This window comes from Vibrio sp. MM46, from assembly GCF_027587135.1.
Classification (GTDB): domain Bacteria; phylum Pseudomonadota; class Gammaproteobacteria; order Enterobacterales; family Vibrionaceae; genus Vibrio; species Vibrio harveyi.
Genome location: NZ_JAPPTO010000006.1, coordinates 188,639 through 214,883, shown reverse-complemented (window position 1 = coordinate 214,883; position 26,245 = coordinate 188,639). Strand labels below are relative to the sequence as shown.

Sequence of the window (26,245 nt, the reverse complement as noted above, 5' to 3'; positions counted from 1 at the left end):
AAAATATAATGAGGATGTTTTAATGTTTATTTCTCAAGCTCACGCAGCAGCAGAAGGCGCACCAGCAGGCGGCGGTTTTGAAATGCTAATCATGCTAGGCATGTTCGCGGTGATCTTCTACTTCATGATCTACCGTCCGCAATCTAAGCGTGTTAAAGAACACAAGAACCTAATGTCTTCTATGGGCAAAGGTGATGAAGTTCTAACAAGCGGCGGTCTAGTGGGTAAAATCACTAAGATTGCTGAAGACAACGATTTCATTTCAATTGAGCTAAATGCAAACAATGAAGTTGTAATCAAGAAAGACTTCGTAACTGCAGTGCTACCAAAAGGTACGCTGAAGTCTCTATAAAACAGCTAAAGGATCCTCGCTGTGCTAAACCGTTATCCATTATGGAAGTACTTGATGGTATTTTTTGCCATCATCACCGCTGCGTTGTACGCACTTCCAAATATCTACGGTGAAGATCCGGCTATTCAAGTTACAGGGGCGCGTGGCGCCTCTGTAGATATGTCAACGCTGGATGCTGTCACCAAAGCTCTTGATAAAGAGCATCTCTCTCATAAATCCATTGCTCTCGAGAATGGATCAATCCTTGTTCGTTTCAATGACACTGACACTCAAATCAGTGCCCGCGATATCATCAGCGAAGCGCTTGGCAAAGATAAAATTGTTGCACTAAACCTTGCTCCATCTACGCCAGATTGGCTAGAAGCAATCGGTGCGTCGCCACTTAAGCTAGGTCTTGACCTGCGCGGTGGTGTTCACTTCCTAATGGAAGTTGACATGGACGCGGCGATGGAGAAGTTGGTTGGTCAACAAGAAGAAGCTTTCCGTAGCGAACTTCGTGAAGCTAAGATCCGTTACCGTGCAATCCGTCCTTCTGGTACAGAAGGTGTGGAAGTACTGCTACGTAATGAGGAGCAGCTAGCGGAAGCGAAAGCAACGCTAGAAAAGAATCACCCAGACATGAACTTTGTCGACTCTGATTCTAATGGTCGTTACGCGTTGATTGCCACCTTTACCGAGCAACGTTTACAAGAGATACGTAACTACGCAGTTGAACAAAACATCACGATTCTTCGTAACCGTGTTAACGAACTGGGTGTTGCTGAACCATTGGTTCAACGTCAAGGTGCTAGCCGCATCGTAGTTGAGCTACCAGGTGTTCAAGACACAGCTCGTGCGAAGGAAATTCTAGGTGCTACAGCAACACTAGAGTTCCGCGAAGTTGACGATAAAGCTGACCTATCAGCGGCGGCAAATGGTCGCGCGCCAGCAGGTAGCGAAATCAAGATGGACCGTGATGGTCGCCCAGTTGTGCTTAAGAAGCGCGTTATTCTTGGTGGTCAAAGCATCACGGATGCAAGTTCAAGTGTTGATGAATACGGTCGCCCACAAGTTAACATCTCGCTAGACAGCGAAGGTGGCAACAAAATGTCCGCGTTCTCTAAGAAGAACATCGGTAAGCTAATGGCTACCGTGTTTGCAGAATACAAAGACAGTGGTCGTCGTACGCCTGAAGGCAAAGTTATCCTTGATAAGCATGAAGAAGTTATCAACCAAGCAACGATTCAATCGGCTCTTGGTCGTAACTTCCGTATCACGGGTATCGACTCTGCAGCAGAAGCGCACAACCTAGCACTTCTACTTCGTGCTGGTGCACTAATCGCACCGATCTCTATCGTTGAAGAACGTACCATTGGTCCATCAATGGGTCAGCAAAACATCGATATGGGTATCCAAGCATGTATCTGGGGTATGGTTGCGGTAATGCTGTTTACGCTGCTTTACTACCGTGGCTTCGGTCTGATTGCTAACATTGCGTTGATGGCAAACTTGGTTCTTATCATTGGTGTCATGTCGATGATTCCAGGCGCTACCATGACGTTGCCAGGTATTGCCGGTATCGTCTTAACCGTCGGTATGGCGGTCGATGCGAACGTGCTGATATTCGAGCGTATCCGTGAAGAGCTTCGAGATGGACGCAGTCCTCAGCAAGCGATCCACCAAGGTTACGCAAACGCATTCAGTACCATTGCCGATGCGAACATCACAACGCTTATCACTGCAATCATTCTATTTGCAGTGGGTACAGGCGCAGTGAAGGGCTTCGCGGTAACACTATCTATCGGTATCTTAACTTCAATGTTCACCGCTATTGTGGGTACACGTTGTATCGTGAACCTGATTTACGGTGGCAAACGCGTTGATAAATTGTCGATCTAAGGCTGGGAATTAATATGTTTCAAATTCTAAAAGCAGAAAACACGATCGGCTTTATGCGTTGGTCGAAAGTCGCGTTCGTATTCTCCATCTTTATGATCGCTGCTTCTATCTTCACGCTATCAACCAAATGGTTGAACTGGGGTCTAGACTTTACTGGTGGTACGCTAATCGAGGTAGGTTTTGAACAACCTGCAAACCTTGAAGAAATTCGCGCAGCACTAGATTCAAAAGGCTTCGGCGATGCGACAGTTCAAAACTTCGGTAGTGCTCGTGAAGTGATGGTTCGTCTTCGTCCACGTGACGACGTTTCAGGTGAAACGCTAGGCAACCAAATCATTGGTGCGATCAAAGAAGGTACTGGCGAAAGCGTAGAAATGCGTCGTATTGAATTCGTAGGTCCAAACGTTGGTGATGAGCTAACAGAAGCGGGCGGTCTGGCGATCCTTGTATCGCTAATCTGTATCCTGATCTACGTATCGATGCGATTTGAATGGCGTCTAGCGGCTGGTGCGGTAATGGCACTGGCACACGATATCATCATCACGCTGGGTGTATTCTCATTCCTACAAATCGAAGTTGACCTTACCATCGTAGCGGCGCTACTAACGGTAGTCGGTTACTCGCTCAATGATACCATTGTTGTATTCGACCGGATTCGTGAAAACTTCCGTAAGATGCGTAAGGGTGAACCTTCGGACATCATGGACGCTTCAATTACTCAAACATTGAGCCGTACTTTGATTACGTCTGGTACGACGTTGTTCGTGGTAATTGCACTGTTCATGCAAGGTGGTGCGATGATTCACGGCTTTGCAACAGCGCTATTACTAGGTATCACTGTTGGTACTTACTCTTCTATCTACGTAGCATCAGCGCTAGCGCTAAAACTGGGCATTCAGAAAGAGCACTTGATGCCACCTCAAGTAGAAAAAGAAGGTGCAGAGTTCGACGAGATGCCATAAGGCAGATTGAGAACCGAAAACAAAAACCGCTGAGCAGTCAGCGGTTTTTTTATGCTTGATAGATTTGATTGTTTCACTTTTCTTTGAAGTATTTCCAGCTTGAATTGTAGTTTTTTGATTGAGTTGAATATCGGAAGTATGTTCAACAATTTCGGGGGGAAATAATGTCAAGGCAAGCTGAAATAAAAGTACAGTTACTGAAGTTTGTAGAGATTTCTTACAAACACTATAAAGGCGTTACCACCAAGCTAGTTACTGGGCAGGTAAATGTCCGAGAGCTTTTAGAGCAGTGCGAGTGGGGGCTTTGTAAGTACAGATTTAAGCCGAGTAAAATTGATCAAGCGCTCCGTGAAGCTGGGGTTTAGTTGATTATGCTAAATAGAATTCTACCTATTCCGGTTTTACTCAGTGTTTCAGGGCCCTGCATAGCAAGCCCACTCCACGATACTTACCTTGATATACGCAATAATTTATACAAGATGCAGTATATCGAGGTGGTAGAAGCTATGGCAGGACCAAACCTATCGATTGAAGAGCTAAATAGTATTAAATCTCACCCAATAAAATTTGGTCATCAATTTCCATTTTTATCATCCATCCCATCAAGTTTGGTTACGGAGCTGTCTTACTTTGAAGCATACAGTGAGGATGGAGGCGTTGGGTGTCTTTCCGTTAACGGATTTGGAGATGTATACCAGCCAGTCACGGTTTCGTTGCAGTTTCTAATGAAGGAACAAGTATGGAAGGTTAAGCACGTAAAAATAGACCACTTACCTGACTACGACCGTTTCTATAAACAGGCAGATTGTTCGATATAAAAAAGCCCCGCTCAATGAGCGGGGCTATTCAAAAGTCATCAGCGTGACGGGCTTAGTATGACTTCAGAATCTTACTTAAGGATCGCGCTGTTGCCGTTTTCGCGAACGTGCTTAAGGATAGATTTCACGCCACGAGCACTAGAAGCAACAATGTTACCAGACTTCATGTAGTCAGTACCGCCAGCGAAGTCAGTTAGGATTGCGCCAGCTTCACGAGCGATAAGCTCACCTGCAGCCATCTGCCAAGGTTTTAGACCTAGCTCAAAGTAACCATCTACACGACCAGCTGCCACATAACATAGGTCAAGAGCAGAACAACCGCTACGACGGAAGTCAGCACACTCAGTGAATAGAGAACCTACGATCTTGATGTAAGACTCAGAGTGTTGCTTCTGTTTGAATGGGAAACCAGTCGCAAGAACAGTACCGTGTAGGTCTTTAAGTTGAGTAACACGGATACGAGCGTTGTTTAGCTGAGCGCCAGCACCGCGTTGTGCAGTGAATAGCTCGTTTTGCATTGGATCGTATACACAAGCCACTTCAGTTTTACCTTTGAAGCGAACCGCGATAGATACTGCGAAAGTTGGGTAACCTTTTACAAAGTTATTAGTGCCATCCATTGGGTCGATGATCCATTGTACGTCTTTATCTTTACCTTCGATAAGACCAGCTTCTTCAGCAACGATGCAGTGCTCTGGGTAAGAGTGCTTGATAGTATCGATGATGATAGCTTCTGCTTCTTTGTCTACATTAGTAACAAAGTCATTAGTGCCTTTTAGCGTAGATTCAATTTTATCTGTGTTTTCTAATGATTTAGCAATGTGATTGCCTGCCTTTCGCGCAGCGCGAATAGCAATGTTTAGCATTGGATGCATACGAATTTCCCAACGGATGTTAAAGAACAATTTAAAGCGGCGGCGAGTATACCAGAGTCAAACGAAAAGGGAAGTGGTTATTTTTTGTGCGCAAAGCAAAACGAGTTGTGATAGCTATGTCGATAGAGAAGAAAACAATTGATGAGAATGCGAATAGAAGCCCGCTTCACTCTAGGGTGTATTAGAAAATTATGATAATATCCCTCGGTTTTAATTCAGGTAGCAAACACAGATGTTGGATCAAGTAAAAATCGTACTCGTCGGAACTTCTCATTCAGGCAACATTGGCTCGGCAGCTCGAGCAATGAAAGTCATGGGTTTAAGCCAACTAGTATTGGTTGATCCGCAATGTGAAGTCGATGATCAAACCCTTGCGCTTGCTGCTGGTGCTGGTGATATTGCTCAAAATGCCACTGTAGTAAGTACGCTTGAAGAAGCCATTGAAGATTGTGGTCTTGTTGTGGGTTCAAGTGCTCGCTCACGTACACTTGAATGGCCAATGCTTGAGCCACGTGAGTGTGGAGAAAAGTTTGCAGTTGAAGGGCAAAAGCACCCAGTCGCATTGGTCTTTGGTCGAGAAAGAACCGGTCTAACGAATGATGAACTGCAAAAGTGTCACTATCATGTTTGCATTCCTGCTAACCCTGAATACAGTTCGCTTAACTTAGCGATGGCCGTCCAAACGTTGAGCTATGAAGTTCGCGTTGCACACCTCAACCTAGAGCAAAGCCAATACGCCCCAAGTGGGCCTGAAGAGTATCCACGTCATAAAGAGCTAGAAATGTTCTTTGAGCACCTTGAAAAGGTGATGGTTGATACCCAATTTATCAACAAAGAACAGCCGGGTCAGGTGATGAACAAGCTGCGTCGTTTGTACTCACGTGCACGACCAGAGGCGCAAGAGTTGAATATTCTGCGCGGTGTTTTGACGGCGATCGAAAAGAAACTCTGAACAAATAATAACCACTTTAGGTGTAAGGATGAATACCTGACTAAAATAGTCAAATAAATACTTGACCGTTTTAGTCGGGTATGGAAAAATCCTAATCATTACAAACCATGTGGATACGGTGTGGTATGAAACTTACATCTAAAGGAAGATATGCGGTGACAGCCATGCTGGATGTGGCACTGCATTCGCAACAAAACCCAGTACCTCTTGCAGATATCTCAGAGCGTCAAGGGATCTCGCTCTCATACTTAGAGCAGCTTTTTTCAAAATTGCGTAAAGCAGGCCTTGTAGCCAGCGTTCGTGGTCCTGGTGGTGGTTACCGACTTGGAGCAGACGCGCACAGCATTGCCATTGGCACTGTGATTGCCGCGGTTGATGAGTCAGTAGACGCAACCAAATGCCAAGGCAAAGGCGATTGCCAGGGTGGCACTCGTTGCTTAACTCACACCCTATGGCGTGACCTGAGCTCTCGTATTAGTGACTTCTTGAATAACATTACGCTCGGTGAGCTAATGACAGACAATGAAGTTTTAGAAATTTCTGATCGTCAGGACATTGATCTGGCGGTAACTCATGGGCTTTCAAACAAAAATACAACCGCCGCGCCCATCGGTGTAAACGTCCGCTCTTAGCGGTCAGCATTTTACATTGGAGTAGAGAATGAAACTGCCGATTTATCTTGATTATTCCGCTACATGTCCAGTAGATCCTCGTGTTGCTGAAAAAATGGTTCAGTACATGACAATGGATGGCACATTTGGCAACCCAGCTTCGCGTTCGCACCGTTACGGCTGGCAGGCAGAAGAAGCTGTAGATACTGCTCGTGAGCAAATTGCTGACCTTCTAAATGCAGATCCTCGCGAAATCGTATTCACATCTGGTGCGACAGAGTCTGACAACCTTGCTATCAAAGGTGCAGCACATTTTTACTCTAAGAAGGGTAAACACGTAATCACTTGTAAAACAGAGCATAAAGCGGTTCTTGACCCATGTCGTCAACTAGAACGCGAAGGCTTTGAAGTGACTTACCTAGAGCCAGAATCAAACGGTCTGATCGATCTAAACAAACTTCAAGCAGCAATGCGAGAAGACACTGTTTTGGTATCAATCATGCACGTTAACAACGAGATTGGTGTAATCCAAGACATCGCTGCAATCGGCGAACTATGTCGTGAACGTAAGATTGTGTTCCACGTGGATGCGGCACAGTCTGCGGGCAAACTGCCAATCGATGTTCAAGAATTGAAAGTTGACCTAATTTCACTGTCTGCGCACAAAGTATACGGTCCTAAAGGCATTGGCGCACTTTACGTACGTCGTAAGCCTCGTATCCGTCTGGAAGCGCAAATGCACGGTGGTGGTCATGAGCGTGGTTTCCGTTCGGGTACACTTCCAACTCACCAAATCGTGGGTATGGGTGAAGCGTTCCGTGTAGCGAAGGAAGACATGCAAAAAGATTACGATCACGCGCTAGCACTCCGTAACCGTCTTCTAGATGGCGTTAAAGATCTAGAAGCAGTAACGGTGAACGGTGATCTTGAACAGCGTGTTCCACACAACCTAAACGTGAGCTTTGCATTCGTAGAAGGTGAATCTCTACTGATGTCACTGAAAGACCTAGCAGTATCTTCTGGTAGTGCTTGTACATCAGCGAGCCTAGAGCCATCTTACGTTCTTCGTGCACTTGGTCTAGACGACGAATTGGCGCACAGCTCAGTACGTTTCTCATTTGGTCGTTTCACGACTGAAGCAGAAATTGATTACGCAATTGAACAAATCCGCGTTGCAGTGACTAAGCTACGCGACATGTCTCCTCTATGGGATATGTACAAGGAAGGGGTTGATCTGAGCACTGTTGAATGGGCTCACCATTAATCTCACGGACTGAATAGAGGATTCGAGGTAATTTATCATGGCATACAGCGAAAAAGTAATTGATCACTACGAGAACCCACGTAACGTTGGTTCGTTCGATAAAGAAGACCCATCAGTAGGCAGCGGCATGGTTGGCGCACCAGCTTGTGGTGACGTAATGAAGCTTCAAATCAAAGTGACGCCAGAAGGCATCATTGAAGACGCGAAATTCAAAACATACGGTTGTGGTAGTGCAATCGCTTCAAGCTCACTAGTAACTGAGTGGGTAAAAGGCAAGTCTATCGACGAAGCGGCATCTATCAAAAACTCTGAGATTGCAGAAGAGCTAGAGCTTCCACCAGTGAAAGTTCACTGCTCAATCCTTGCGGAAGACGCAATCAAAGCAGCGGTTGCTGACTACAAGAAAAAACACCAGGAATAATTATTCCGTATATAATGGGAGCCCTTGAAATGCTCCCATTCCAAAACGTAATTTAGACAGACTAAGGTGCAGTATGGCCATCACAATGACAGAATCAGCGGCAAGTCGCGTAAAAGCATTCCTAGATAACCGAGGTAAAGGTATCGGTTTGCGTCTTGGAGTGAAGACGACAGGCTGTTCCGGCATGGCTTACGTTCTTGAGTTTGTTGATGATCTAAACGAAGAAGATGAAGTTTTTGAACTGTCGGATGTAAGGATCATCATTGATAAGAAAAGCCTAGTATACCTAGACGGTACTGAGCTGGATTACGTTAAGGAAGGGTTGAATGAAGGTTTTGAATTCAACAACCCTAACGCGAAAAGTGAATGTGGTTGTGGTGAAAGCTTCAACGTCTAATTGACTGTCCTTCTGGGCAAGCGAGTCCAGAAGGCTTTACTAGGACCCGATCTTAATGAATCACTTTGAATTATTTGGGCTACCAAGTCAGTTTCAGCTGGATGGTAGCCTTCTTTCTTCTCAGTTCCGAGAACTACAAAAACGCTTCCACCCAGACAACTTTGCGACTGCCTCAGAGCGTGATCGCTTGATGGCTGTTCAAAAAGCAGCGCAAATCAACGATGCGTATCAAATACTTAAGCATCCAATCTCTCGCGCTGAATACATATTGGCAGAAAACGGCACAGAAATTCGTGGTGAGCAACAAACCATGCAAGACCCGATGTTCCTAATGGAACAAATGGAACTGCGTGAAGAACTGGAAGACATTGCTGACAGCTCTGATCCTGAATCAGCGCTTTTTGACTTCGATTCTAAGGTCAGCAAAATGTACAAACAGCATTTGGCGAGTGTAGAACAAGAACTTGACCAAGGTCTTTGGGCGGAAGCTGCAGACCGAGTTCGTAAACTCAAATTCATTGCCAAGCTAAAGAACGAAATTGAACTGGTTGAAGACAAGCTCCTCGGCTAGTTAGCGCGACAAGGACCCATCATGGCATTACTTCAAATCGCAGAACCGGGCCAAAGCTCGGCACCTCATGAGCACAAGTTAGCAGCGGGTATCGACTTAGGTACTACCAACTCTTTGGTTGCGTCTGTTCGCAGCGGTGACGCAAACACACTGACAGACGATCAAGGTCGTAGCATTTTGCCTTCTGTGGTGAACTACGCACAGGACTCGGCTTTAGTTGGTTACGAGGCAAAAGCAAAAGCAGAGCAAGAACCAGAAAACACCATTATTTCGGTAAAACGTCTGATTGGTCGTTCACTAAAAGACATTCAAGCTCGCTACCCATCTTTGCCTTACCAATTTAAAGAAAGCGACAACGGTCTGCCTATTTTGCAAACTGCACAAGGTGACAAGAACCCGATTGAAGTGTCTGCCGATATTCTTAAAGCACTAGGAAAACGTGCAGAAGATACACTCGGCGGCGAGTTAGCTGGCGTGGTTATTACTGTTCCTGCTTACTTTGATGATGCTCAACGTGCTGGTACAAAAGATGCGGCGAAATTGGCGGGGCTTCATGTGCTACGTCTGCTTAACGAGCCGACAGCTGCAGCGATCGCTTACGGCCTAGACTCTGGTCAAGAGGGCGTGATTGCGGTTTACGATCTAGGTGGCGGTACGTTCGATATCTCCATCCTACGTTTGTCAAAAGGCGTATTTGAAGTATTAGCAACAGGTGGTGATTCTGCGCTAGGCGGTGATGATTTTGACCACCTATTAGCGGATTACCTAATGGAGCAAGCTGGTCTAGAAGCGCCGCTTTCTGCTGAGAAAAACCGTGCACTACTGAACATTGCAACAGCAACTAAGATTGCTTTCTCTGAGCAAGACAGTGTTGATGTTGATGTATTTGGTTGGAAAGGTTCTGTGACTCGCGAGCAGTTCGAAGATCTGATTCGTCCGCTAGTGAAGAAAACCCTGATGTCTTGCCGTCGTGCATTGAAAGATGCGGATGTGGATGCGGAAGACGTACTTGAAGCGGTTATGGTTGGCGGTTCAACTCGCACATTGCTTGTTCGTGAAATGGTAGGCGAATTCTTCGGTCGTACACCACTGACAAGCATTAACCCAGATGAAGTTGTTGCAATCGGCGCGGGTATTCAAGCAGATATCCTAGCGGGTAACAAACCTGACTCTGAGATGCTGCTTCTGGACGTTATTCCTTTATCTCTTGGTATTGAAACCATGGGCGGCTTGGTTGAGAAAATCATTCCACGTAACACCACTATTCCTGTGGCTCGTGCGCAAGAGTTTACGACGTTCAAAGATGGTCAAACGGCAATGAGCGTGCACACCGTACAAGGTGAACGAGAAATGGTGGATGACTGTCGTTCACTGGCTCGTTTCTCATTAAAAGGCATTCCACCGATGGCGGCTGGTGCTGCACACATTCGCGTGACGTACCAAGTGGACGCTGATGGTCTGTTGTCTGTCACTGCGATGGAAAAGAGCACGGGTGTTCAGGCTGAAATCCAAGTGAAACCTTCTTACGGTTTAAGCGATGACGAAGTCGCAAACATGCTGCGTGACTCGATGACTTACGCGAAAGAAGACATGCAAGCTCGTGCACTGGCTGAGCAGCGCGTAGAAGCGGATCGTGTGATTGAAGGTTTGATTGCTGCGATGCAAGCTGATGGTGATGAACTACTATCAGACCAAGAGAAACAAGACCTATTAAAAGTGATTGAAGCGCTGATTGAACTGCGCAACGGCGAAGATGCGGACGCTATCGAGCAAGGCATCAAAGACACCGACAAAGCAAGCCAAGATTTTGCGTCGCGCCGTATGGATAAATCGATTCGAGCTGCACTGTCAGGTCAGTCAGTTAATGATATATAAGAGATAAGTAGTTATGCCTAAGATTATTGTATTACCACACGAAGATTTGTGCCCAGAGGGTGCAGTGTTGGAAGCAAACACTGGTGACACCGTTCTAGACGTAGCGCTAAAAAATGGCATTGGTATCGAACACGCATGTGAAAAGTCATGTGCATGTACTACCTGCCACGTGATCATTCGTGAAGGTTTTGATTCGCTAGAAGAGAGTGAAGAGCTAGAAGATGACATGCTAGATAAAGCATGGGGCCTTGAGCCTGAATCTCGCCTTGGTTGCCAAGCAAAAGTAGCGGATGAAGATTTGGTTGTTGAAATTCCAAAATACACGCTAAACCACGCGTCGGAAGATCACTAATACTATCTCCCCAACATAGGGGCGAAGCAAAAGGAAGATGAGCAATGAAATGGACAGATTCTCGCGATATCGCGATTGAGCTTTGTGACAAGTTTCCCGACTTAGATCCTAAAACCGTACGTTTTACCGATCTTCACCAATGGATCATGGAGTTGGATGAGTTTGACGATGAGCCAAACCATTGTAATGAAAAGATTCTAGAAGCGGTTATCTTGTGCTGGATGGACGAAGCAGATTAATGCTCAATTCGGCGGTAAAACGCAGCAGAGTTAACAATTCTCACTAAAAAAAGCGGACCTTTAGGTCCGTTTTTTTATCAAGTTGACATTTTTACCCTACATAATGCTAACATCCGTTAGTTATTAAAAAAGAAGAGGCGTAGGCAACGCCGTTATAAGACAAGGAGAAACCATGTCTACACAGATGTCTGTATTTCTTAGCCAAGAACCAGCGGCACCACATTGGGGCGACAAAGCACTGCTTTCTTTCGCTGAGAATGGAGCAACCATTCACCTAGGTGAAGGTCACGATCTTGGTGCGATTCAACGTGCAGCGCGTCAACTCGATGGCCAAGGAATTCGTTCAGTTTTACTTGCTGGTGATAACTGGGATTTGGAGAGCGTTTGGGCATTCCACCAAGGTTACCGCAACCCGAAAAAACACGGCACACTAGAATGGGGTGAGCTTTCTGAGCAAGATCAAGCAGAGCTTCACGCTCGCATCACTTCTACGGATTTTACTCGCGATATCATCAACAAAACTGCAGAAGAAGTGGCGCCACGTCAATTGGCAACCATGGCAGCTGAATTCATCAAATCTATCGCGCCGCAAGGTACAGTAACGGCTCGTATCGTTAAAGATAAAGATCTGCTTTCAGAAGGTTGGGAAGGTATTTATGCCGTAGGTCGTGGCTCTGAGCGCACATCGGCAATGCTGCAACTTGATTACAACCCAACAGGCGATGAAAACGCACCAGTCTTTGCATGTCTAGTAGGTAAAGGCATCACCTTTGATTCAGGTGGTTACAGCTTGAAGCCATCAAACTTCATGACAGCTATGAAAGCGGATATGGGCGGTTCAGGTACGATAACTGGCGGTCTTGGTCTTGCTATTCTTCGTGGTCTTAATAAGCGTGTAAAGCTTATCCTTTGTTGTGCGGAGAACATGGTCTCTGGTCGCGCACTTAAACTTGGCGACATCATCACTTACAAAAATGGTAAGACCGTTGAGATCATGAATACCGACGCAGAAGGTCGTTTGGTTCTTGCTGATGGTCTTATTTACGCAAGTGAGCAAAACCCTGAACTGATCATTGACTGTGCGACCCTAACGGGCGCAGCGAAGAATGCACTAGGGAACGATTACCATGCATTAATGAGCTTTGATGATGAGCTTTCTCATCAAGCGCTAACGGCGGCAAACCAAGAGAAAGAAGGTCTGTGGCCACTGCCTCTTGCTGATTTTCACCGTGGCATGCTGCCGTCAAACTTTGCTGACCTATCTAACATCAGTTCTGGCGATTACTCACCTGGCGCAAGTACAGCGGCAGCATTCTTGTCTTACTTCGTTGAGGATTACAAGAAAGGTTGGTTGCACTTTGACTGTGCAGGCACGTACCGTAAGTCAGCGTCTGATAAGTGGGCTGCAGGCGCAACAGGCATGGGTGTTCGCACACTCGCTCGTTTCTTGAACGAACAAGCGGCAAAATAAGACTTTTACCAGTGCAGACACCCCGTCTGTACTGGTATAACTAAGAGAGACGCAAGTCACTCATATAAAACTATTATTACAAGTACAAAAAGGAAACTTTATGGCTCTAGAAAGAACGTTTTCAATTGTTAAGCCCGACGCTGTAGAACGCAACCTGATTGGTGAAATCTACCACCGTATCGAAAAGGCGGGTCTACGTATCGTTGCTGCAAAAATGGTTCATCTGACAGAAGAACAGGCGAGCGGTTTTTACGCAGAACATGAAGGCAAACCTTTTTTCCCTGCACTGAAAGAGTTCATGACATCTGGTCCTATCATGGTTCAGGTTCTTGAAGGTGAAGATGCAATCGCACGCTACCGTGAGCTAATGGGCAAAACAAACCCAGAAGAAGCAGCATGTGGCACTATCCGTGCCGATTACGCACTAAGCATGCGCCATAACTCTGTTCATGGTTCGGATAGCCCTGAGTCAGCAGCTCGTGAAATCGAGTACTTCTTCCCAGAGTCAGAGATTTGCCCTCGCTAATCTTGTTCTAATTTGCTTCCTAAGCCTCGGATCTTTCCGGGGCTTTTTCTTATCTGTTACTTAGAAAGAATGAATGATAATAATTGTCTAAAATTTAATCATTAATATTTTAATGCCTTAGCGAAGTCGGGGTCTTACAGCCCTTGTTGTAGCTGCATAAAGGCTGTACAATTCGCGCCCTTATTCTTGTTTCAGTCATTGAGAGGCAACATGACCACTGAAAAAATCAATCTACTCGACTTTGATCGCAAGGGCATGCGTCAATTTTTCGCGGAAGAGCTAGGCGAAAAAGCGTTCCGTGCTGATCAGGTTATGAAGTGGATCTACCATTTCGGTGTTGATGACTTCGATAACATGACGAACATCAACAAGAAACTACGTGAAAAACTGCAGTACAAGTGTGAAATCAAAGCACCAACGGTAGCAGAGGCTCAACATTCTTCAGACGGCACAATTAAGTGGGCGATGAAGGTGGGTGACCAAGACGTAGAAACGGTCTACATCCCAGAAGATGACCGCGCAACATTATGTGTGTCTTCTCAGGTTGGTTGTGCGCTGGAGTGTAAGTTCTGTTCAACCGCTCAACAAGGTTTCAACCGTAACCTAAAAGTATCTGAAATCATTGGTCAGGTATGGCGTGCTGCACGTGAAATCGGCTTACAGAAAGAAACGGGTCGCCGTCCAATCACTAACGTAGTGATGATGGGGATGGGTGAGCCACTTCTTAACATGAAGAACCTTATCCCTGCGCTTGAAATCATGCTTGATGATCTTGGTTTCGGTCTTTCTAAGCGTCGAGTTACCGTATCAACGTCAGGTGTTGTTTCTGGTCTTGATCAGATGACCGGTAAAATTGATGTAGCATTGGCGATTTCTCTTCATGCACCAAACGACAAGCTACGTAGTGAAATCATGCCGATCAACGACCGTTGGGATATCCAAGATTTTCTCGCGTCTGTTCGCCGTTACATCGCGTCTTCAAATGCTAACCGCGGTAAAGTTACGGTAGAGTACGTGCTGCTTGATCATGTTAATGATGACATGGACCACGCACGTGAGTTGGCAGAGCTAATGAAAGATACGCCATGCAAGATCAACCTGATTCCATTTAACCCGTACCCAGGTTCACCTTACAAGAAACCAAGTAACTCACGTATTGACCGTTTCCAAAAAACATTGATGCAATATGACCACACTGTAACGGTTCGTAAAACACGTGGCGATGATATTGATGCTGCGTGTGGTCAGTTAGTCGGTGATGTTATTGACCGTACGAAACGTACCGCAGCTTTAAAAGCAGCACGTGGTGCTGAAACTATCGATGTAAAAGCGGTTTAAGACGCCAAGAATAAAGAAATAGCCAGAGCCTTATGCTCTGGCTATTTTGTTTATTACAAGTGGATTGTCATTTGATGCTGACAGACTGAACGGTGCTAATTTTACTTTGCTGTGTCAATTTTTGGACAAAAGCTTGAGCTATCTGTTAATTTGAGAGCAAAGAGTTTTTGTCTTCGTTAAACATTCGCTTATCATGGTGAGTGAAATATAACTACGACATTGACTATTCTCAGTATTTTTTCCAATACGCTTTGCTGAACCATTGCAAGACGAGCATTCTTACTCTGACTACTGAGAATTTCTAAAAGATTATTTTTGGTTAACGCGTTTAGGCTAGCTATCTTTAAGTGAGGCTTAATTAGAACAAAAACGAAAATAAATAACTGCGTTAGCCACCAAACAGATTAAATACCGCCATTATGACAGAACACGAAAAGACTAATGAAGTGCCGCTTTCTATGGAAGCAGGCACAATACTAAAAAACAAACGCGAATCTCTAGGCATGACTCAGAAGCACGTTGCTGATCGCCTTAGACTTCGCGTTTCTGTTATTGAAGACATTGAAAACAATCGATTTGAAGAACAACAGGTCACGACATTCACGCGTGGCTATTTGCGTTCGTATGCAAAGCTCGTTGGTCTTGATGAAAAGATTGTTTTGGCAGCTTTAGAGCAAACATCTGAAGTTCATGTGAAGCCGCAAGAAACAGAGATGCAAAGCTTCTCTCGTAAAACCAAGCACGAGAAACACAACAGCCGAATTATGTTGCTGACTTGGGCCATCGCGATCGTGATTACCGGTATCTCCGCGGCATGGTGGTGGCAAAACCAACAAGAGAATAGCCTTGCACAGTTGAGTTCTGAAACGGCAGAAACAGAACATGTTGCCAATGATGCTGATATCGATCAGATGAGCGCAGATGAGCTAATCGCAAGCACTCCAGCTGAAATTGCTCCTGTATCTGCTGCGCCAGCGGTTGTTTCTGAAGCTGATACGACAATGAGCGCGACTGATGAGGGGATGGCTGAGTCAACAGTAACTCCGACAGCTGAAGCTGTTGAGGAAACCGCTCAAGAGCCTGTTGCGGTTATCGAAGATGCTCAAGCGGCAGAAGAGCCAGTAACTCCAGTTATTCCAGAAGGCATGACGTTACTGACTATGAAATTTAAAGCTGATTGCTGGATTCAAGTTAAAGACGCAAACGGCAAAACACTGGTAAGTGGTACTCGTAAACCGGGTCAAGATGTAGAACTTGCCGGAAAAGCACCGTTTAAAGTGATATTAGGCGCACCTGAAGGCGTAACAATGACATTTGCAAGTGAACCTGTCGACCTTTCTGGGTATACTTCAGGCAAAGTAGCTAGATTCACTTTACCGTTATAAATATTATGCAACACGAATCTCCAATTATTCGTCGTAAATCGACGCGTATTTATGTGGGTGATGTGCCAATTGGTGATGGTGCACCAATTGCTGTACAGTCAATGACAAACACTCGCACGACTGATGTGGAAGCCACAGTCGCACAAATCCGAGCATTAGAAAAAGTGGGTGCAGACATTGTACGTGTTTCTGTTCCTACCATGGATGCGGCGGAAGCCTTTAAGCTTATCAAACAGCAAGTGTCAGTGCCGCTCGTTGCGGACATTCACTTCGACTACCGTATTGCACTGAAAGTGGCAGAGTACGGTGTTGACTGTTTGCGCATTAACCCAGGTAACATTGGCAACGAAGAGCGTATTCGTTCGGTTGTTGATTGTGCCCGTGACAAAAACATCCCAATCCGTATTGGCGTCAACGGTGGCTCTTTAGAAAAAGATCTGCAGATGAAATACGGTGAGCCAACGCCAGAAGCATTGGTGGAATCGGCGATGCGTCATGTGGATCATCTAGACCGCCTTAACTTTGACCAGTTCAAAGTTAGTGTGAAAGCGTCGGATGTATTCCTAGCGGTGGATTCATACCGCCTATTGGCAAAGCAGATTGACCAGCCACTACACCTCGGTATCACCGAAGCTGGTGGTGCAAGAGCTGGTGCTGTGAAGTCATCGGTTGGTCTTGGTATGCTTTTAGCTGAAGGCATCGGTGATACGCTACGTATCTCGTTGGCGGCAGATCCGGTAGAAGAGATCAAAGTTGGCTTTGATATTCTTAAGTCTCTGCGTATTCGCTCACGTGGTATCAACTTTATTGCCTGTCCAAGCTGCTCACGTCAGGAATTCGACGTGATTAACACAGTAAACGCATTGGAAGAGCGCCTAGAAGACATCATCACACCTATGGATGTGTCTATCATCGGCTGTGTCGTAAACGGCCCAGGTGAAGCTGAGGTTTCACACCTAGGTCTGGCAGGCAGCAACAAGAAGAGCGCATTCTACGAAGACGGAAAACGTCAGAAAGAGCGTTTTGACAACGATGATCTAGTGAATCAGCTAGAAGCGAAAATCCGTGCGAAAGCATCTGTATTAGATCAAGCTAACCGCATCGATATCAAACAAGAAGATTAATCTCATAGCTTGAGCACATTAAGTGTGCTCGGGTTACTAAGCGACGGTAATAATTGTGGCAAAGAAAATCCAAGCAATCCGAGGCATGAACGATTGCCTTCCAACTCAGTCTCCGCTGTGGCAAAAACTTGAAAACGCAGTAAAAAGTACTGTGAGCGCATACGGCTATAACGAAGTGCGCATGCCAATCGTTGAAGAAACAAACCTATTCAGCCGTGCGGTTGGTGAAGAGACTGATGTCGTTTCAAAAGAAATGTACACTTTTGATGATCGTAACGGAGACAGCCTAACACTTCGCCCTGAAGGTACGGCGGGTTGTGTGCGTGCATGTATTCAAAACAGTCTGATCAACCGTGACGAACAACGTCTGTGGTACATGGGACCTATGTTCCGCCATGAGCGTCCGCAGAAAGGTCGTTACCGTCAATTCCACCAGTGTGGTGTTGAGGTGTTCGGTCTAAATGGTCCAGACGTTGATGCTGAGCTTATCATGATGACTGCACGTCTGTGGCGTGAGCTGGGTATCAATGAGCATGTTCGTCTTGAGCTTAACTCTATCGGTTCTCAAGAAGATCGCGCAGACTACCGCACGGCACTGGTTGCATTCCTTGAGCAACATATCGATGTGCTAGACGAAGATTGTAAGCGTCGCATGCACACGAACCCACTGCGAGTTCTGGATACGAAGAACCCTGATGTTCAGGCTATTTTAGGTGATGCACCTCGCCTTTCTGAGTACTTAGGTGAAGAATCTAAAGCACACTTCGCAGGTCTATGTGAACTTTTAGACGCTGCAGGTATCGAATACACAGTTAACGAGCGTCTAGTTCGTGGTCTGGATTACTACAACCGCACGGTATTTGAATGGATCACTGAGAGCCTAGGTGCTCAAGGTACAGTATGTGGCGGTGGTCGTTACGATGGTCTTGTAGAACAATTGGGTGGCAGTGCAACACCAGCCGTTGGCTTTGCTATGGGTCTAGAGCGCCTTGTACTGATGCTAGAAACGCTAGAGCTAACGGACGTTCGTCGCAGTGTAGATGTTTACGTTGTGACAGCAGGCGAAGGCACAATGATGGTTGGTATGAAGCTAGCAGAACAGCTTCGTGAAGCTATTCCAGGCGTTCGTGTGATGAGTCACTTCGGTGGTGGTAACTTCAAGAAACAGTTTAAGCGCGCAGATAAAGTCGGTGCTGTAGTAGCATTGGTTCTGGGCGAAAACGAAGTTGCAGAAAACACCGTAGTACTAAAAGACTTGGTGGGTGGTGAGCAAGAGACTTACAACCAAACAGAAGTTGCTGAGAAGATCGCAGCACTGATTTAAGTCTTTTAATAAGCTAAAGATTAAAATCCTAATTCGTAATAGTAAGGCTCCCAAGATAGGAGCCTTTCGACGAAATAGGAACAATGGCAGCCTCGCTGTCATTTACATGTTTTAAGAGGACAGGAAGTGGAACTTTACGATACTGAAGAACAACAAGTTGAAGCCATTAAAGACTGGTGGAAGGAAAACGGCAAAGCCGTCATCATCGGTGCGGTTGTTGGTTTAGGTGGTCTATTTGGCTGGCGTTACTACCAGGATTCTGTGATTCAGGCGAGTGAAGCAGCTTCTCAAAGCTACACAACAGTAATGAACGCCCTGCAAACCAAAGGTGCAGACGCACAAGCAGATATTCAAGCGTTCATCGACTCAAATAAAGTTAAAGAATACTCAGTACTTGCTGCGCTTCAGCTAGCAAAAGTACAAGTAGATGCCAAAGATCTTTCAGCTGCACTTGAGCAACTTAAGTGGGCTCAAAGCAACACTAAAGATGCCGCGCTAACTCCACTTATCAGCTACCGTATTGCGCGTATTGAAGCAGAAATGGGCAACTTTGACGCTGCAAATGCAGAACTAGGCAAAGTAACTGACGCTGCATGGACGGGTCGTATTGCAGAACTTCGTGGTGATATCGCTCTTCGTCAAGGTGACAAAGAGGCAGCATACACGGCATACACTGAAGCTCAACAAGCTGCAGATGCTAGCCCTGCACTACAAATGAAATTGGACGACCTGGCGAAATAAGGACCGCATTGGATGAAAAGAGTCTTTAAGAAAGCCTTGTTAGGGGCATTAACAGTGGGAATTCTGGCTGGTTGTGCTGGCGAGGAAGATACCATTGTCATGGCTCCATTACCTCAGGTAGACAGTCAGTTTACGCCAAGTGCGGAATGGTCAACGTCGATTGGTGATGGCGTAGGTCATTATTTCTCGAAGCTGTCTCCTGTTGTTGCTAACGACACATTGTTTGTTGCAAGTCGTGATGGTCTAGTCAAAGCATTAGATCCAGAAAACGGTAAGCTCAAATGGCAAACTGATCTAGAAGAAGATGTGATTGCACGCCTTTCTGGTGGTATCACAGCTGCGTATGAACACCTTTACATTGGTTCTGAAAATGGTGAAGTGATTGCACTTGACCAAGAAACCGGTGACATCATCTGGCGTATCGAAGTAGGTGGTGAGGTGTTAGCGAAACCCGTCGCTGACTCTGGTTTGATCATTGTAAATACTAGCCGAGGCACTTTGATTGCTTTGGATGAAAGTACTGGTGAGCAACGCTGGGCGCTGAGCACAGAAGTTCCAAACCTAACGCTGCGTGGGGATAGCACGCCAACGGCTATTGGTGGTGGCGTATTCTGGGGGACAGCAAACGGTCGACTAGCTGCGGCAATTGTTGAACGTGGTCAATTGATCTGGCAACAACCAGTAGGTACTCCAAAAGGTGCAACGGAAATCGATCGTCTTGTAGACGTTGATTCTTCACCGATTGTACTGGGCGGCACTCTTTTCACTGTTGGTTACAACGGTCAACTTATTGCAATCGACTTACGTTCTGCAAATCCAATTTGGAAGCGTAACTACTCGTCAGCAACTGATATTGCTACAGACGGTAGCCGTATCTTCGTGATCACAGAAAAAGATCACGTAGTTGCAGTAGATGCACGCAGCGGTACAGAGCTTTGGGAAAACAGCAAGTTGGAATACCGCCAGCTTACTGCTCCAGTGATTGTTGATAACTATCTAGTGGTAGGCGACACATTAGGTTACCTACACTGGATGGATCGTTCGACTGGCGAATTCGTTGCACAACAATATGTCGATGACAGTGGTTTTGCTGTTGGTCCGACACTATTGTCTGATGGTTACGTGATTACAACTCGCAACGGCGATGTAAAGAAACTAACCATCAACGAATAATATCGTGATATAATTCACATTCGGCTCCTGGCTGGTAACAGTTAGGAGCCGTTTTGTTGTTTGAAATTTTTATTTATTAACCGTTATTCCTGACGTGGTTATAGGTAAAAAGCTGGTTTGATTTGGCATCAAGCAAGTCGTTACCTATAACTACAGAAGAAAGATTATTGTAGAGGTTGTTATGGTACCTGTTGTTGCTCTTGTGGGGCGTCCGAACGTAGGTAAATCTACACTATTTAACCGATTGACACGTACGCGTGATGCGTTGGTTGCGGACTTCCCTGGCCTAACGCGAGACCGTAAATATGGCCAAGCTCGCCTTGGCGAAGAACATGAATTCATCGTTATTGATACCGGCGGTATTGATGGCACGGAAGAAGGTGTAGAAACAAAGATGGCGGAACAATCGTTAGCAGCGATTGATGAAGCTGACGTAGTGCTATTCCTTGTTGACGGTCGTGCTGGATTAACACCATCTGATGAAGCGATTGCCGCGCATCTGCGTAAAATCGAAAAACCAGCAATGCTGGTAGTAAACAAGATCGATGGTATTGATGCTGATGCTGCTTGTGCCGATTTCTGGCAACTTGGTGTTGATGACATGTACCAAATCGCTGCGGCACACGGTCGTGGTGTGACAGCATTGTTGGAACGAGCGTTAGCGCCATTTTTCGATGATCTTCTAGCAAGCGAATCTGAAGAAGGTGAGATTGAAGATCTGACTGAATTCGAAGATGAAGAGCTAGCGATTGAAGATTACACCGAAGAAGATGCTGAAGCGGAGTTCAAACGTTTGCAAGACCAGCCAATCAAATTGGCAATCATTGGTCGTCCTAACGTTGGTAAATCAACACTAACAAACCGTATTCTTGGTGAAGAGCGCGTCGTGGTATACGACATGCCAGGCACCACTCGTGACTCTATCTATATCCCAATGGAACGTGATGGTCGTGAATACGTGTTGATCGATACTGCAGGCGTACGTCGTCGTGGTCGTATCAACGAAACAGTAGAGAAGTTCTCTGTTGTTAAAACACTGAAAGCCGTAGAAGACGCAAACGTGGTTCTATTGGTTATCGACGCGCGCGAAAACATTTCTGATCAAGACTTGAGTCTACTTGGCTTTGCATTGAACGCAGGTCGTTCAATCGTACTAGCCGTGAACAAGTGGGATGGTCTAGATAACGAAGTGAAAGAGAACGTGAAGAAAGAACTCGACCGCCGTTTAGGTTTCGTTGATTTTGCACGTATTCACTTTATCTCTGCGCTTCACGGTACAGGCGTTGGTCACTTGTTCGAATCGATTCAAGAAGCGTACAAGTCAGCAACGACACGTGTTGGTACTTCTGTTCTAACTCGTATCATGAAGATGGCAACAGACGATCACCAACCGCCAATGGTTCGTGGTCGCCGTATCAAACTGAAATATGCGCACGCGGGTGGTTACAACCCACCAATCGTAGTTATTCACGGTAATATGGTTCGCGATCTACCAGATTCGTACAAGCGTTACTTGATGAACTACTTCCGCAAGTCTCTGGAAATCATGGGTACACCAATCCGTATTAACTTCCAGAACAGCGATAACCCGTACGAGAACCGTACAAACAAGCTGACTCTTTCTCAAGAGCGTAAGCGCAAACGTATGATGTCTGCAGTGAAGAACCGCAACAAGTAATCGCCTAAGATTTTATGAATACCCAAGTTTCGACTTGGGTATTTTTTTATAAGCAGATTTTTGCTCGAACCAATGCATTAGAAGTATGACTAACATGACGATCACAGCTACCAAAACTCGCTTCTGTCATCAAACTTGGCAACTGGAAGCACCAGTACAACTTTCTCACTCAACTGAAGAAGTCACTTACGTTGTTACTGAGGAGACCCCTTTTCATCCTGTCAGCCACATTTGGCCAGATCATCCCGCTGACAAAGGCACATTAACTATTAAGGGCATGAGCTTTGAAGTGCTCGATTGCCAAGTTGGTGCGGTAGAACTTGCGAGTGGAAAGTTGTTCGTCGGTACTGAAATTCCGGTAAAACGTGATACGGAAGGGTGGGTGTTTGTTGTGGTACATGTGTTGCCACGTACAGAAGCTGTTGCCGTTGGTGATGCTGCATTACTAGAAGTAGATAAGGAATACCAACTGTCACTGAGTCGTGGTCATAGTGCTGGGCACATCGCATACCTTGCGCTCAACAAGGTACTTGCACAAAACTATTGGCGAAAAGATGCAGATCGTAAAGACCCACATGGTAATTATGACTTCAACAGTTATGCCCAAGAGACCAGCTTTGTTACCTCAGATAAATGTTTGGATACCTATCGTTTAGGTAAAACACTCCGTAAAAGGGGGTTAAACAGTGCAGATATGCTGTCTGACCTAAAAAGCATCGAACAACAGGTGAATGTTCTGTTGAGAGATTGGCTAAAAAGGGACGTTGCGATCACCATCGATTGCCATGGTGAACACCTTACCGATTCACGTTACTGGCAGTGTGATTTAGGCGAAGGTGAAATCGCTGTCATCCCTTGTGGGGGAACGCATGCGAGCCATTTGAATGACTTTGGTTCCATCCAAGTAACACTGGTGGAGATAGACTCACAAACCATCGAAATGCACACCGATGTAATTCGCTAATTTAGCTTTTTGATCTTTTTATTATATTCTGTTTGTGTGTTTATTTGTTCGGAAGTATGGTTTTAAGTTCTGTTTTAAATTGAGATGCAGAATATGTAACTTATGCTTTCGGTGTGTGGTTATATAAATATTCTTTTAAGGGGTGATCGCTGATCAAAAGGGTAATATCCGATGATCAGCATGCGATCTTTTATAGTGCCGCGTTCGCATAATGTGAGTTAGTTACCTGTGTCATATTAATAGATTTATTATATTTCAGGTTAATAAACATAATAACGATATGATTACGCCATTATGGATAAAGATAGACTGTTAGATGCTCACCGAGCAGTCAATCGTCTTTTAGGTAAGCTTGCTCTGGGAATGGAACGCGATAGCCTCAACAATGAGGTTATTAAGTTAAGTGAACACCTATTCGGTAAGAGGCAAGCTTCCATACTTCGATTGCACCCCGATACCAATACATTGCACTTGGAATTTGCTCCGCATTTACCTGATTTCTACAACCAAGCTATTGAAGGAGTCCCCATTGGACCAAAGGTCGGGTCTTGTGGTGCTGCTGCATTCTTAAAACAAACTGTGGTTGTTAGCGATATCGATCATCATGTTAACTGGGCACCTTTTCTTAAACTCACTCAACAAGCCCAACTTCATGCGTGCTGGTCAGTGCCGATTATTGCATCGGATGGTCATGTTCTGGGTACATTTGCTATTTACAGTAACGTCCCTTCCAAACCTCACCCTTATGAACTTGAAGTGCTCGAAATGCTAGCTGCCTTGTATGCCGTTGCGCTAGAGAAATACCGTTTAGAAGAACAGCTTCATTTTCATGCCAGTCGAGATCCTCTCACGCACTGCTTTAACCGTCGTGCTTTGTTGTCAGAAGTTGACCGGAAAATAAACGGTAAATGTGGTCGTAATGCCTTAGTTGCCTGTTTCTTCGTTGATATTGATGAGTTTAAGTATATTAATGACCGATTTGGTCATGAGACTGGTGATCAAGTTTTAGTACTAGTAGCTGAACATTTAAAACAAGCTTTTCGCTCTTGCTCGGTGATCGGACGTTACGGTGGTGATGAATTTGTCGGTTTTTGTTGTTTCCCAGATGAGCAGACCTACTTTCACTTTGTTTCTCGTTTAGCGGATGAGCTTAATCAGATTTACCAATTAGAAGAATATCAAGTCAAAGCCAGCATTGGCGCTTCTTGTAGTACAGCTAGTGAGCGTGCAGTGTTGCAGCAGCTTATTCAACAAGCTGATGTTGCTATGTATCAGAACAAGCGTGCTAAGCGAGCGTGATAAAGATCAAGGCGTTAAGCTGGCTTATGATTAGACTGTAAGTCAGTGAATTGAAGTTATTTAGAGGAAGTTATGCAACCAAATATTTGCCCAACTTGCGACGTAGAACTGGAATGGACTGGGCAATATCACTGTAATCAGTGCGACTCAGATTATAAGAAGGTAGGGTTTTGCCCAGATTGCGATGCGGAGTTAGAAAAACTACAGGCTTGTGGTGCGGCAAACTATTTCTGCAATAGTTGTAATGAACTCAAATCGAAATCACGTGTTCGATTTGAGTTTCAAAAAGTCAGTTAATTAACCGTTGAGCGAAGCTCACCATCAAATAAGCGGGTGACTAAAACGTCGCCCGTTTTTACATCCTTTGCTTGGGTAACAACCTGACCTTGCTCAGTCTGAGTAATTGAGTAGCCACGTTTTAGTGTTGCCAGTGGGCTTACCGTATCTAGCTTCTCTGCCGCGATTGCCAGTTGGTGACGCATGGTCAGTAACTTGCGATCCATTGCGTCCATTAGCTTTTGCTCAACGCGGTCAAGCTTTGATTTTTGCTCTGCCAAGCGTTTTACAGGTGAATTCAGTTGTAGACGATGATGTTTACGCTCAACCGCTTGTTGGCGTGTCGTGATAAATCGTTGCATTGCGCGTTGTAGGCGCATGTCCAACTCATCAAGTTGTTGCGTCTGACGCTGCAATTGATAGCTTGGGTGCTGGCGCTCTAAACGGTGCATCAGTTGAGCTGATTGCTGTTTTTGTTGCGCTAGGTAGTAACGCATTGCACTGGCTAGCTTATGTTGGCGAGTCACCAAAGCTTGATGTTTGTGGCTGTTATCGCGGCTTACCAATTCAGCCGCGGCTGATGGAGTCGGCGCTCGCATGTCCGCTACAAAGTCAGCAATTGTCACATCAACCTCATGACCAACTGCACTGATGATAGGAATTTGGCTTGCAGCAATAGTGCGAGCAAGGATTTCGTTGTTAAAGCACCAAAGGTCTTCTAACGAACCGCCACCACGACCAACAATCAATACATCACATTCGTCACGACTGTTTGCACGGCCGATTGCCTGAGCAATTTGAATCGCGGCTTCTTCACCTTGCACCATGGTTGGGTAAACCACCACGGGTAGGGAAGGATCACGACGTTTCAATACGTCTAAGATGTCGTACAGTGCTGCACCGGTTTTTGAGGTGATCACACCAACGCGTTTTGGGTGCTCAGGTAAAGGCTGCTTATTGGTTTGAGCAAACAAACCTTCTGCTGCCAATTTCATCTTAAGTGCTTCGAACTCTTGTTGCAGACGACCATCACCTTCAGGCTGCATGCTCTCAATGATCAATTGATAGTCACCACGAGGCTCGTACAGAGACAGACGTGCTTTAACTAATACTTGATTGCCGTTAGCAGGTTTGAAAGTGACGCGACGATTGTTACCACGGAACATGGCACATTTAACTTGAGCGCGAGAATCTTTAAGAGTGAGGTACCAGTGACCAGAGACGGGAGCTGAAAAGTTGGATATCTCTCCGACAAGCCAGACGATCCCCATTTCGTTTTCGAGCAGCAGACGCACTTCGGCATTGAGACGAGAAACAGTGAAGATGTTTTGATTGGTCTGGGAGAGCACAGCTAATTCCGTAGACGTGAGTATGGAAAT

General features: G+C 45.5%; 27 protein-coding genes. 25 read left to right on the top strand and 2 right to left on the bottom strand.

The annotated features are described in order from the left end of the window. Positions 1–22 precede the first annotated feature (22 nt). The 4 genes from yajC (at position 23) to OH459_RS09305 (ending at position 4,010) form a co-directional block, all read left to right on the top strand. On the top strand, positions 23–352 hold the full coding sequence (gene yajC, locus OH459_RS09320; protein ID WP_005424903.1) for a preprotein translocase subunit YajC: 330 nt from the start codon (positions 23–25) through the stop codon (positions 350–352). Between the two features lie 21 nt (positions 353–373). Next, positions 374–2,230, top strand: coding sequence for a protein translocase subunit SecD (gene secD, locus OH459_RS09315; RefSeq protein ID WP_005447728.1), 1,857 nt, complete (start codon positions 374–376; stop codon positions 2,228–2,230). A gap of 14 nt (positions 2,231–2,244) precedes the next feature. Next, positions 2,245–3,192, top strand: a complete 948-nt coding sequence (gene secF / locus OH459_RS09310) for a protein translocase subunit SecF (RefSeq protein ID WP_005447727.1) — start codon at positions 2,245–2,247, stop codon at positions 3,190–3,192. Between the two features lie 506 nt (positions 3,193–3,698). Next, positions 3,699–4,010 (top strand): hypothetical protein, encoded by a 312-nt coding sequence (locus tag OH459_RS09305; RefSeq protein WP_026000146.1) that lies wholly within the window; start codon positions 3,699–3,701, stop codon positions 4,008–4,010. Positions 4,011–4,081: 71 nt separating this feature from the next. On the opposite strand, the gene suhB is transcribed toward OH459_RS09305, so the two are convergent. Next, complete coding sequence (gene suhB / locus OH459_RS09300) at positions 4,082–4,885, bottom strand: inositol-1-monophosphatase (protein ID WP_005447724.1); 804 nt, start codon at positions 4,883–4,885, stop codon at positions 4,082–4,084. A 232-nt stretch (positions 4,886–5,117) separates the two neighbouring features. On the opposite strand from suhB, the gene trmJ reads away from it, so the two are divergent. From trmJ to OH459_RS09195, 21 genes are all read left to right on the top strand, one after another. After that, positions 5,118–5,837 (top strand): tRNA (cytosine(32)/uridine(32)-2'-O)-methyltransferase TrmJ, encoded by a 720-nt coding sequence (trmJ, locus tag OH459_RS09295; protein WP_017188503.1) that lies wholly within the window; start codon positions 5,118–5,120, stop codon positions 5,835–5,837. 125 nt (positions 5,838–5,962) lie between these two features. After that, positions 5,963–6,469: a Fe-S cluster assembly transcriptional regulator IscR gene (gene iscR / locus OH459_RS09290; RefSeq protein ID WP_005381720.1), complete on the top strand. Its 507-nt coding sequence runs from the start codon at positions 5,963–5,965 to the stop codon at positions 6,467–6,469. 28 nt (positions 6,470–6,497) lie between these two features. Beyond that, positions 6,498–7,712: an IscS subfamily cysteine desulfurase gene (locus tag OH459_RS09285; protein WP_005447719.1), complete on the top strand. Its 1,215-nt coding sequence runs from the start codon at positions 6,498–6,500 to the stop codon at positions 7,710–7,712. A 37-nt stretch (positions 7,713–7,749) separates the two neighbouring features. Next, entirely contained in the window at positions 7,750–8,133 is a 384-nt protein-coding gene (gene iscU / locus OH459_RS09280; RefSeq protein ID WP_005424883.1) for a Fe-S cluster assembly scaffold IscU, read from the top strand. A 73-nt stretch (positions 8,134–8,206) separates the two neighbouring features. Then, positions 8,207–8,530, top strand: coding sequence for an iron-sulfur cluster assembly protein IscA (iscA, locus tag OH459_RS09275; protein WP_269986447.1), 324 nt, complete (start codon positions 8,207–8,209; stop codon positions 8,528–8,530). Positions 8,531–8,585: 55 nt separating this feature from the next. Then, on the top strand, positions 8,586–9,101 hold the full coding sequence (gene hscB / locus OH459_RS09270) for a co-chaperone HscB (RefSeq protein WP_005447715.1): 516 nt from the start codon (positions 8,586–8,588) through the stop codon (positions 9,099–9,101). Between the two features lie 21 nt (positions 9,102–9,122). Next, on the top strand, positions 9,123–10,976 hold the full coding sequence (hscA, locus tag OH459_RS09265; protein ID WP_009702953.1) for a Fe-S protein assembly chaperone HscA: 1,854 nt from the start codon (positions 9,123–9,125) through the stop codon (positions 10,974–10,976). 13 nt (positions 10,977–10,989) lie between these two features. Further along, on the top strand, positions 10,990–11,328 hold the full coding sequence (gene fdx / locus OH459_RS09260) for an ISC system 2Fe-2S type ferredoxin (protein ID WP_005424889.1): 339 nt from the start codon (positions 10,990–10,992) through the stop codon (positions 11,326–11,328). A 44-nt stretch (positions 11,329–11,372) separates the two neighbouring features. Beyond that, positions 11,373–11,567, top strand: coding sequence for a Fe-S cluster assembly protein IscX (gene iscX / locus OH459_RS09255; protein WP_005424887.1), 195 nt, complete (start codon positions 11,373–11,375; stop codon positions 11,565–11,567). A gap of 172 nt (positions 11,568–11,739) precedes the next feature. Then, on the top strand, positions 11,740–13,038 hold the full coding sequence (gene pepB, locus OH459_RS09250; protein ID WP_050940961.1) for an aminopeptidase PepB: 1,299 nt from the start codon (positions 11,740–11,742) through the stop codon (positions 13,036–13,038). A 100-nt stretch (positions 13,039–13,138) separates the two neighbouring features. Continuing rightward, a complete protein-coding gene (gene ndk, locus OH459_RS09245; protein ID WP_005440311.1) occupies positions 13,139–13,564 on the top strand; it encodes a nucleoside-diphosphate kinase in 426 nt (141 codons plus the stop codon). Positions 13,565–13,774: 210 nt separating this feature from the next. Next, complete coding sequence (locus tag OH459_RS09240) at positions 13,775–14,902, top strand: bifunctional tRNA (adenosine(37)-C2)-methyltransferase TrmG/ribosomal RNA large subunit methyltransferase RlmN (protein ID WP_005447708.1); 1,128 nt, start codon at positions 13,775–13,777, stop codon at positions 14,900–14,902. Between the two features lie 419 nt (positions 14,903–15,321). Next, positions 15,322–16,287, top strand: a complete 966-nt coding sequence (rodZ, locus tag OH459_RS09235) for a cytoskeleton protein RodZ (protein WP_017188502.1) — start codon at positions 15,322–15,324, stop codon at positions 16,285–16,287. Positions 16,288–16,292: 5 nt separating this feature from the next. Then, positions 16,293–17,411, top strand: a complete 1,119-nt coding sequence (gene ispG / locus OH459_RS09230) for a flavodoxin-dependent (E)-4-hydroxy-3-methylbut-2-enyl-diphosphate synthase (protein ID WP_005424674.1) — start codon at positions 16,293–16,295, stop codon at positions 17,409–17,411. A gap of 55 nt (positions 17,412–17,466) precedes the next feature. Next, positions 17,467–18,735, top strand: a complete 1,269-nt coding sequence (hisS, locus tag OH459_RS09225; RefSeq protein WP_005447704.1) for a histidine--tRNA ligase — start codon at positions 17,467–17,469, stop codon at positions 18,733–18,735. Between the two features lie 126 nt (positions 18,736–18,861). Next, positions 18,862–19,476 carry a YfgM family protein gene (locus OH459_RS09220; protein ID WP_009697674.1) on the top strand — a complete coding sequence of 205 codons (615 nt, stop codon included), beginning with the start codon at positions 18,862–18,864 and terminating at the stop codon, positions 19,474–19,476. A 12-nt stretch (positions 19,477–19,488) separates the two neighbouring features. After that, complete coding sequence (bamB, locus tag OH459_RS09215) at positions 19,489–20,649, top strand: outer membrane protein assembly factor BamB (RefSeq protein ID WP_005447701.1); 1,161 nt, start codon at positions 19,489–19,491, stop codon at positions 20,647–20,649. A gap of 181 nt (positions 20,650–20,830) precedes the next feature. Then, complete coding sequence (gene der / locus OH459_RS09210) at positions 20,831–22,327, top strand: ribosome biogenesis GTPase Der (RefSeq protein ID WP_009697676.1); 1,497 nt, start codon at positions 20,831–20,833, stop codon at positions 22,325–22,327. Between the two features lie 94 nt (positions 22,328–22,421). Next, the gene (locus tag OH459_RS09205) at positions 22,422–23,291 is read left to right on the top strand and encodes a metal-dependent hydrolase (RefSeq protein WP_047515020.1); all 870 of its coding nucleotides are present in this window, start codon (positions 22,422–22,424) and stop codon (positions 23,289–23,291) included. Between the two features lie 294 nt (positions 23,292–23,585). Further along, entirely contained in the window at positions 23,586–24,590 is a 1,005-nt protein-coding gene (locus tag OH459_RS09200) for a GGDEF domain-containing protein (RefSeq protein WP_005447698.1), read from the top strand. 72 nt (positions 24,591–24,662) lie between these two features. Continuing rightward, on the top strand, positions 24,663–24,887 hold the full coding sequence (locus tag OH459_RS09195; RefSeq protein ID WP_005447696.1) for a zinc ribbon domain-containing protein: 225 nt from the start codon (positions 24,663–24,665) through the stop codon (positions 24,885–24,887). On the opposite strand, the gene xseA is transcribed toward OH459_RS09195, so the two are convergent. Beyond that, on the bottom strand, positions 24,884–26,215 hold the full coding sequence (gene xseA, locus OH459_RS09190) for an exodeoxyribonuclease VII large subunit (RefSeq protein ID WP_269986440.1): 1,332 nt from the start codon (positions 26,213–26,215) through the stop codon (positions 24,884–24,886). The genes OH459_RS09195 and xseA overlap by 4 nt on opposite strands. Positions 26,216–26,245: the final 30 nt, after the last annotated feature.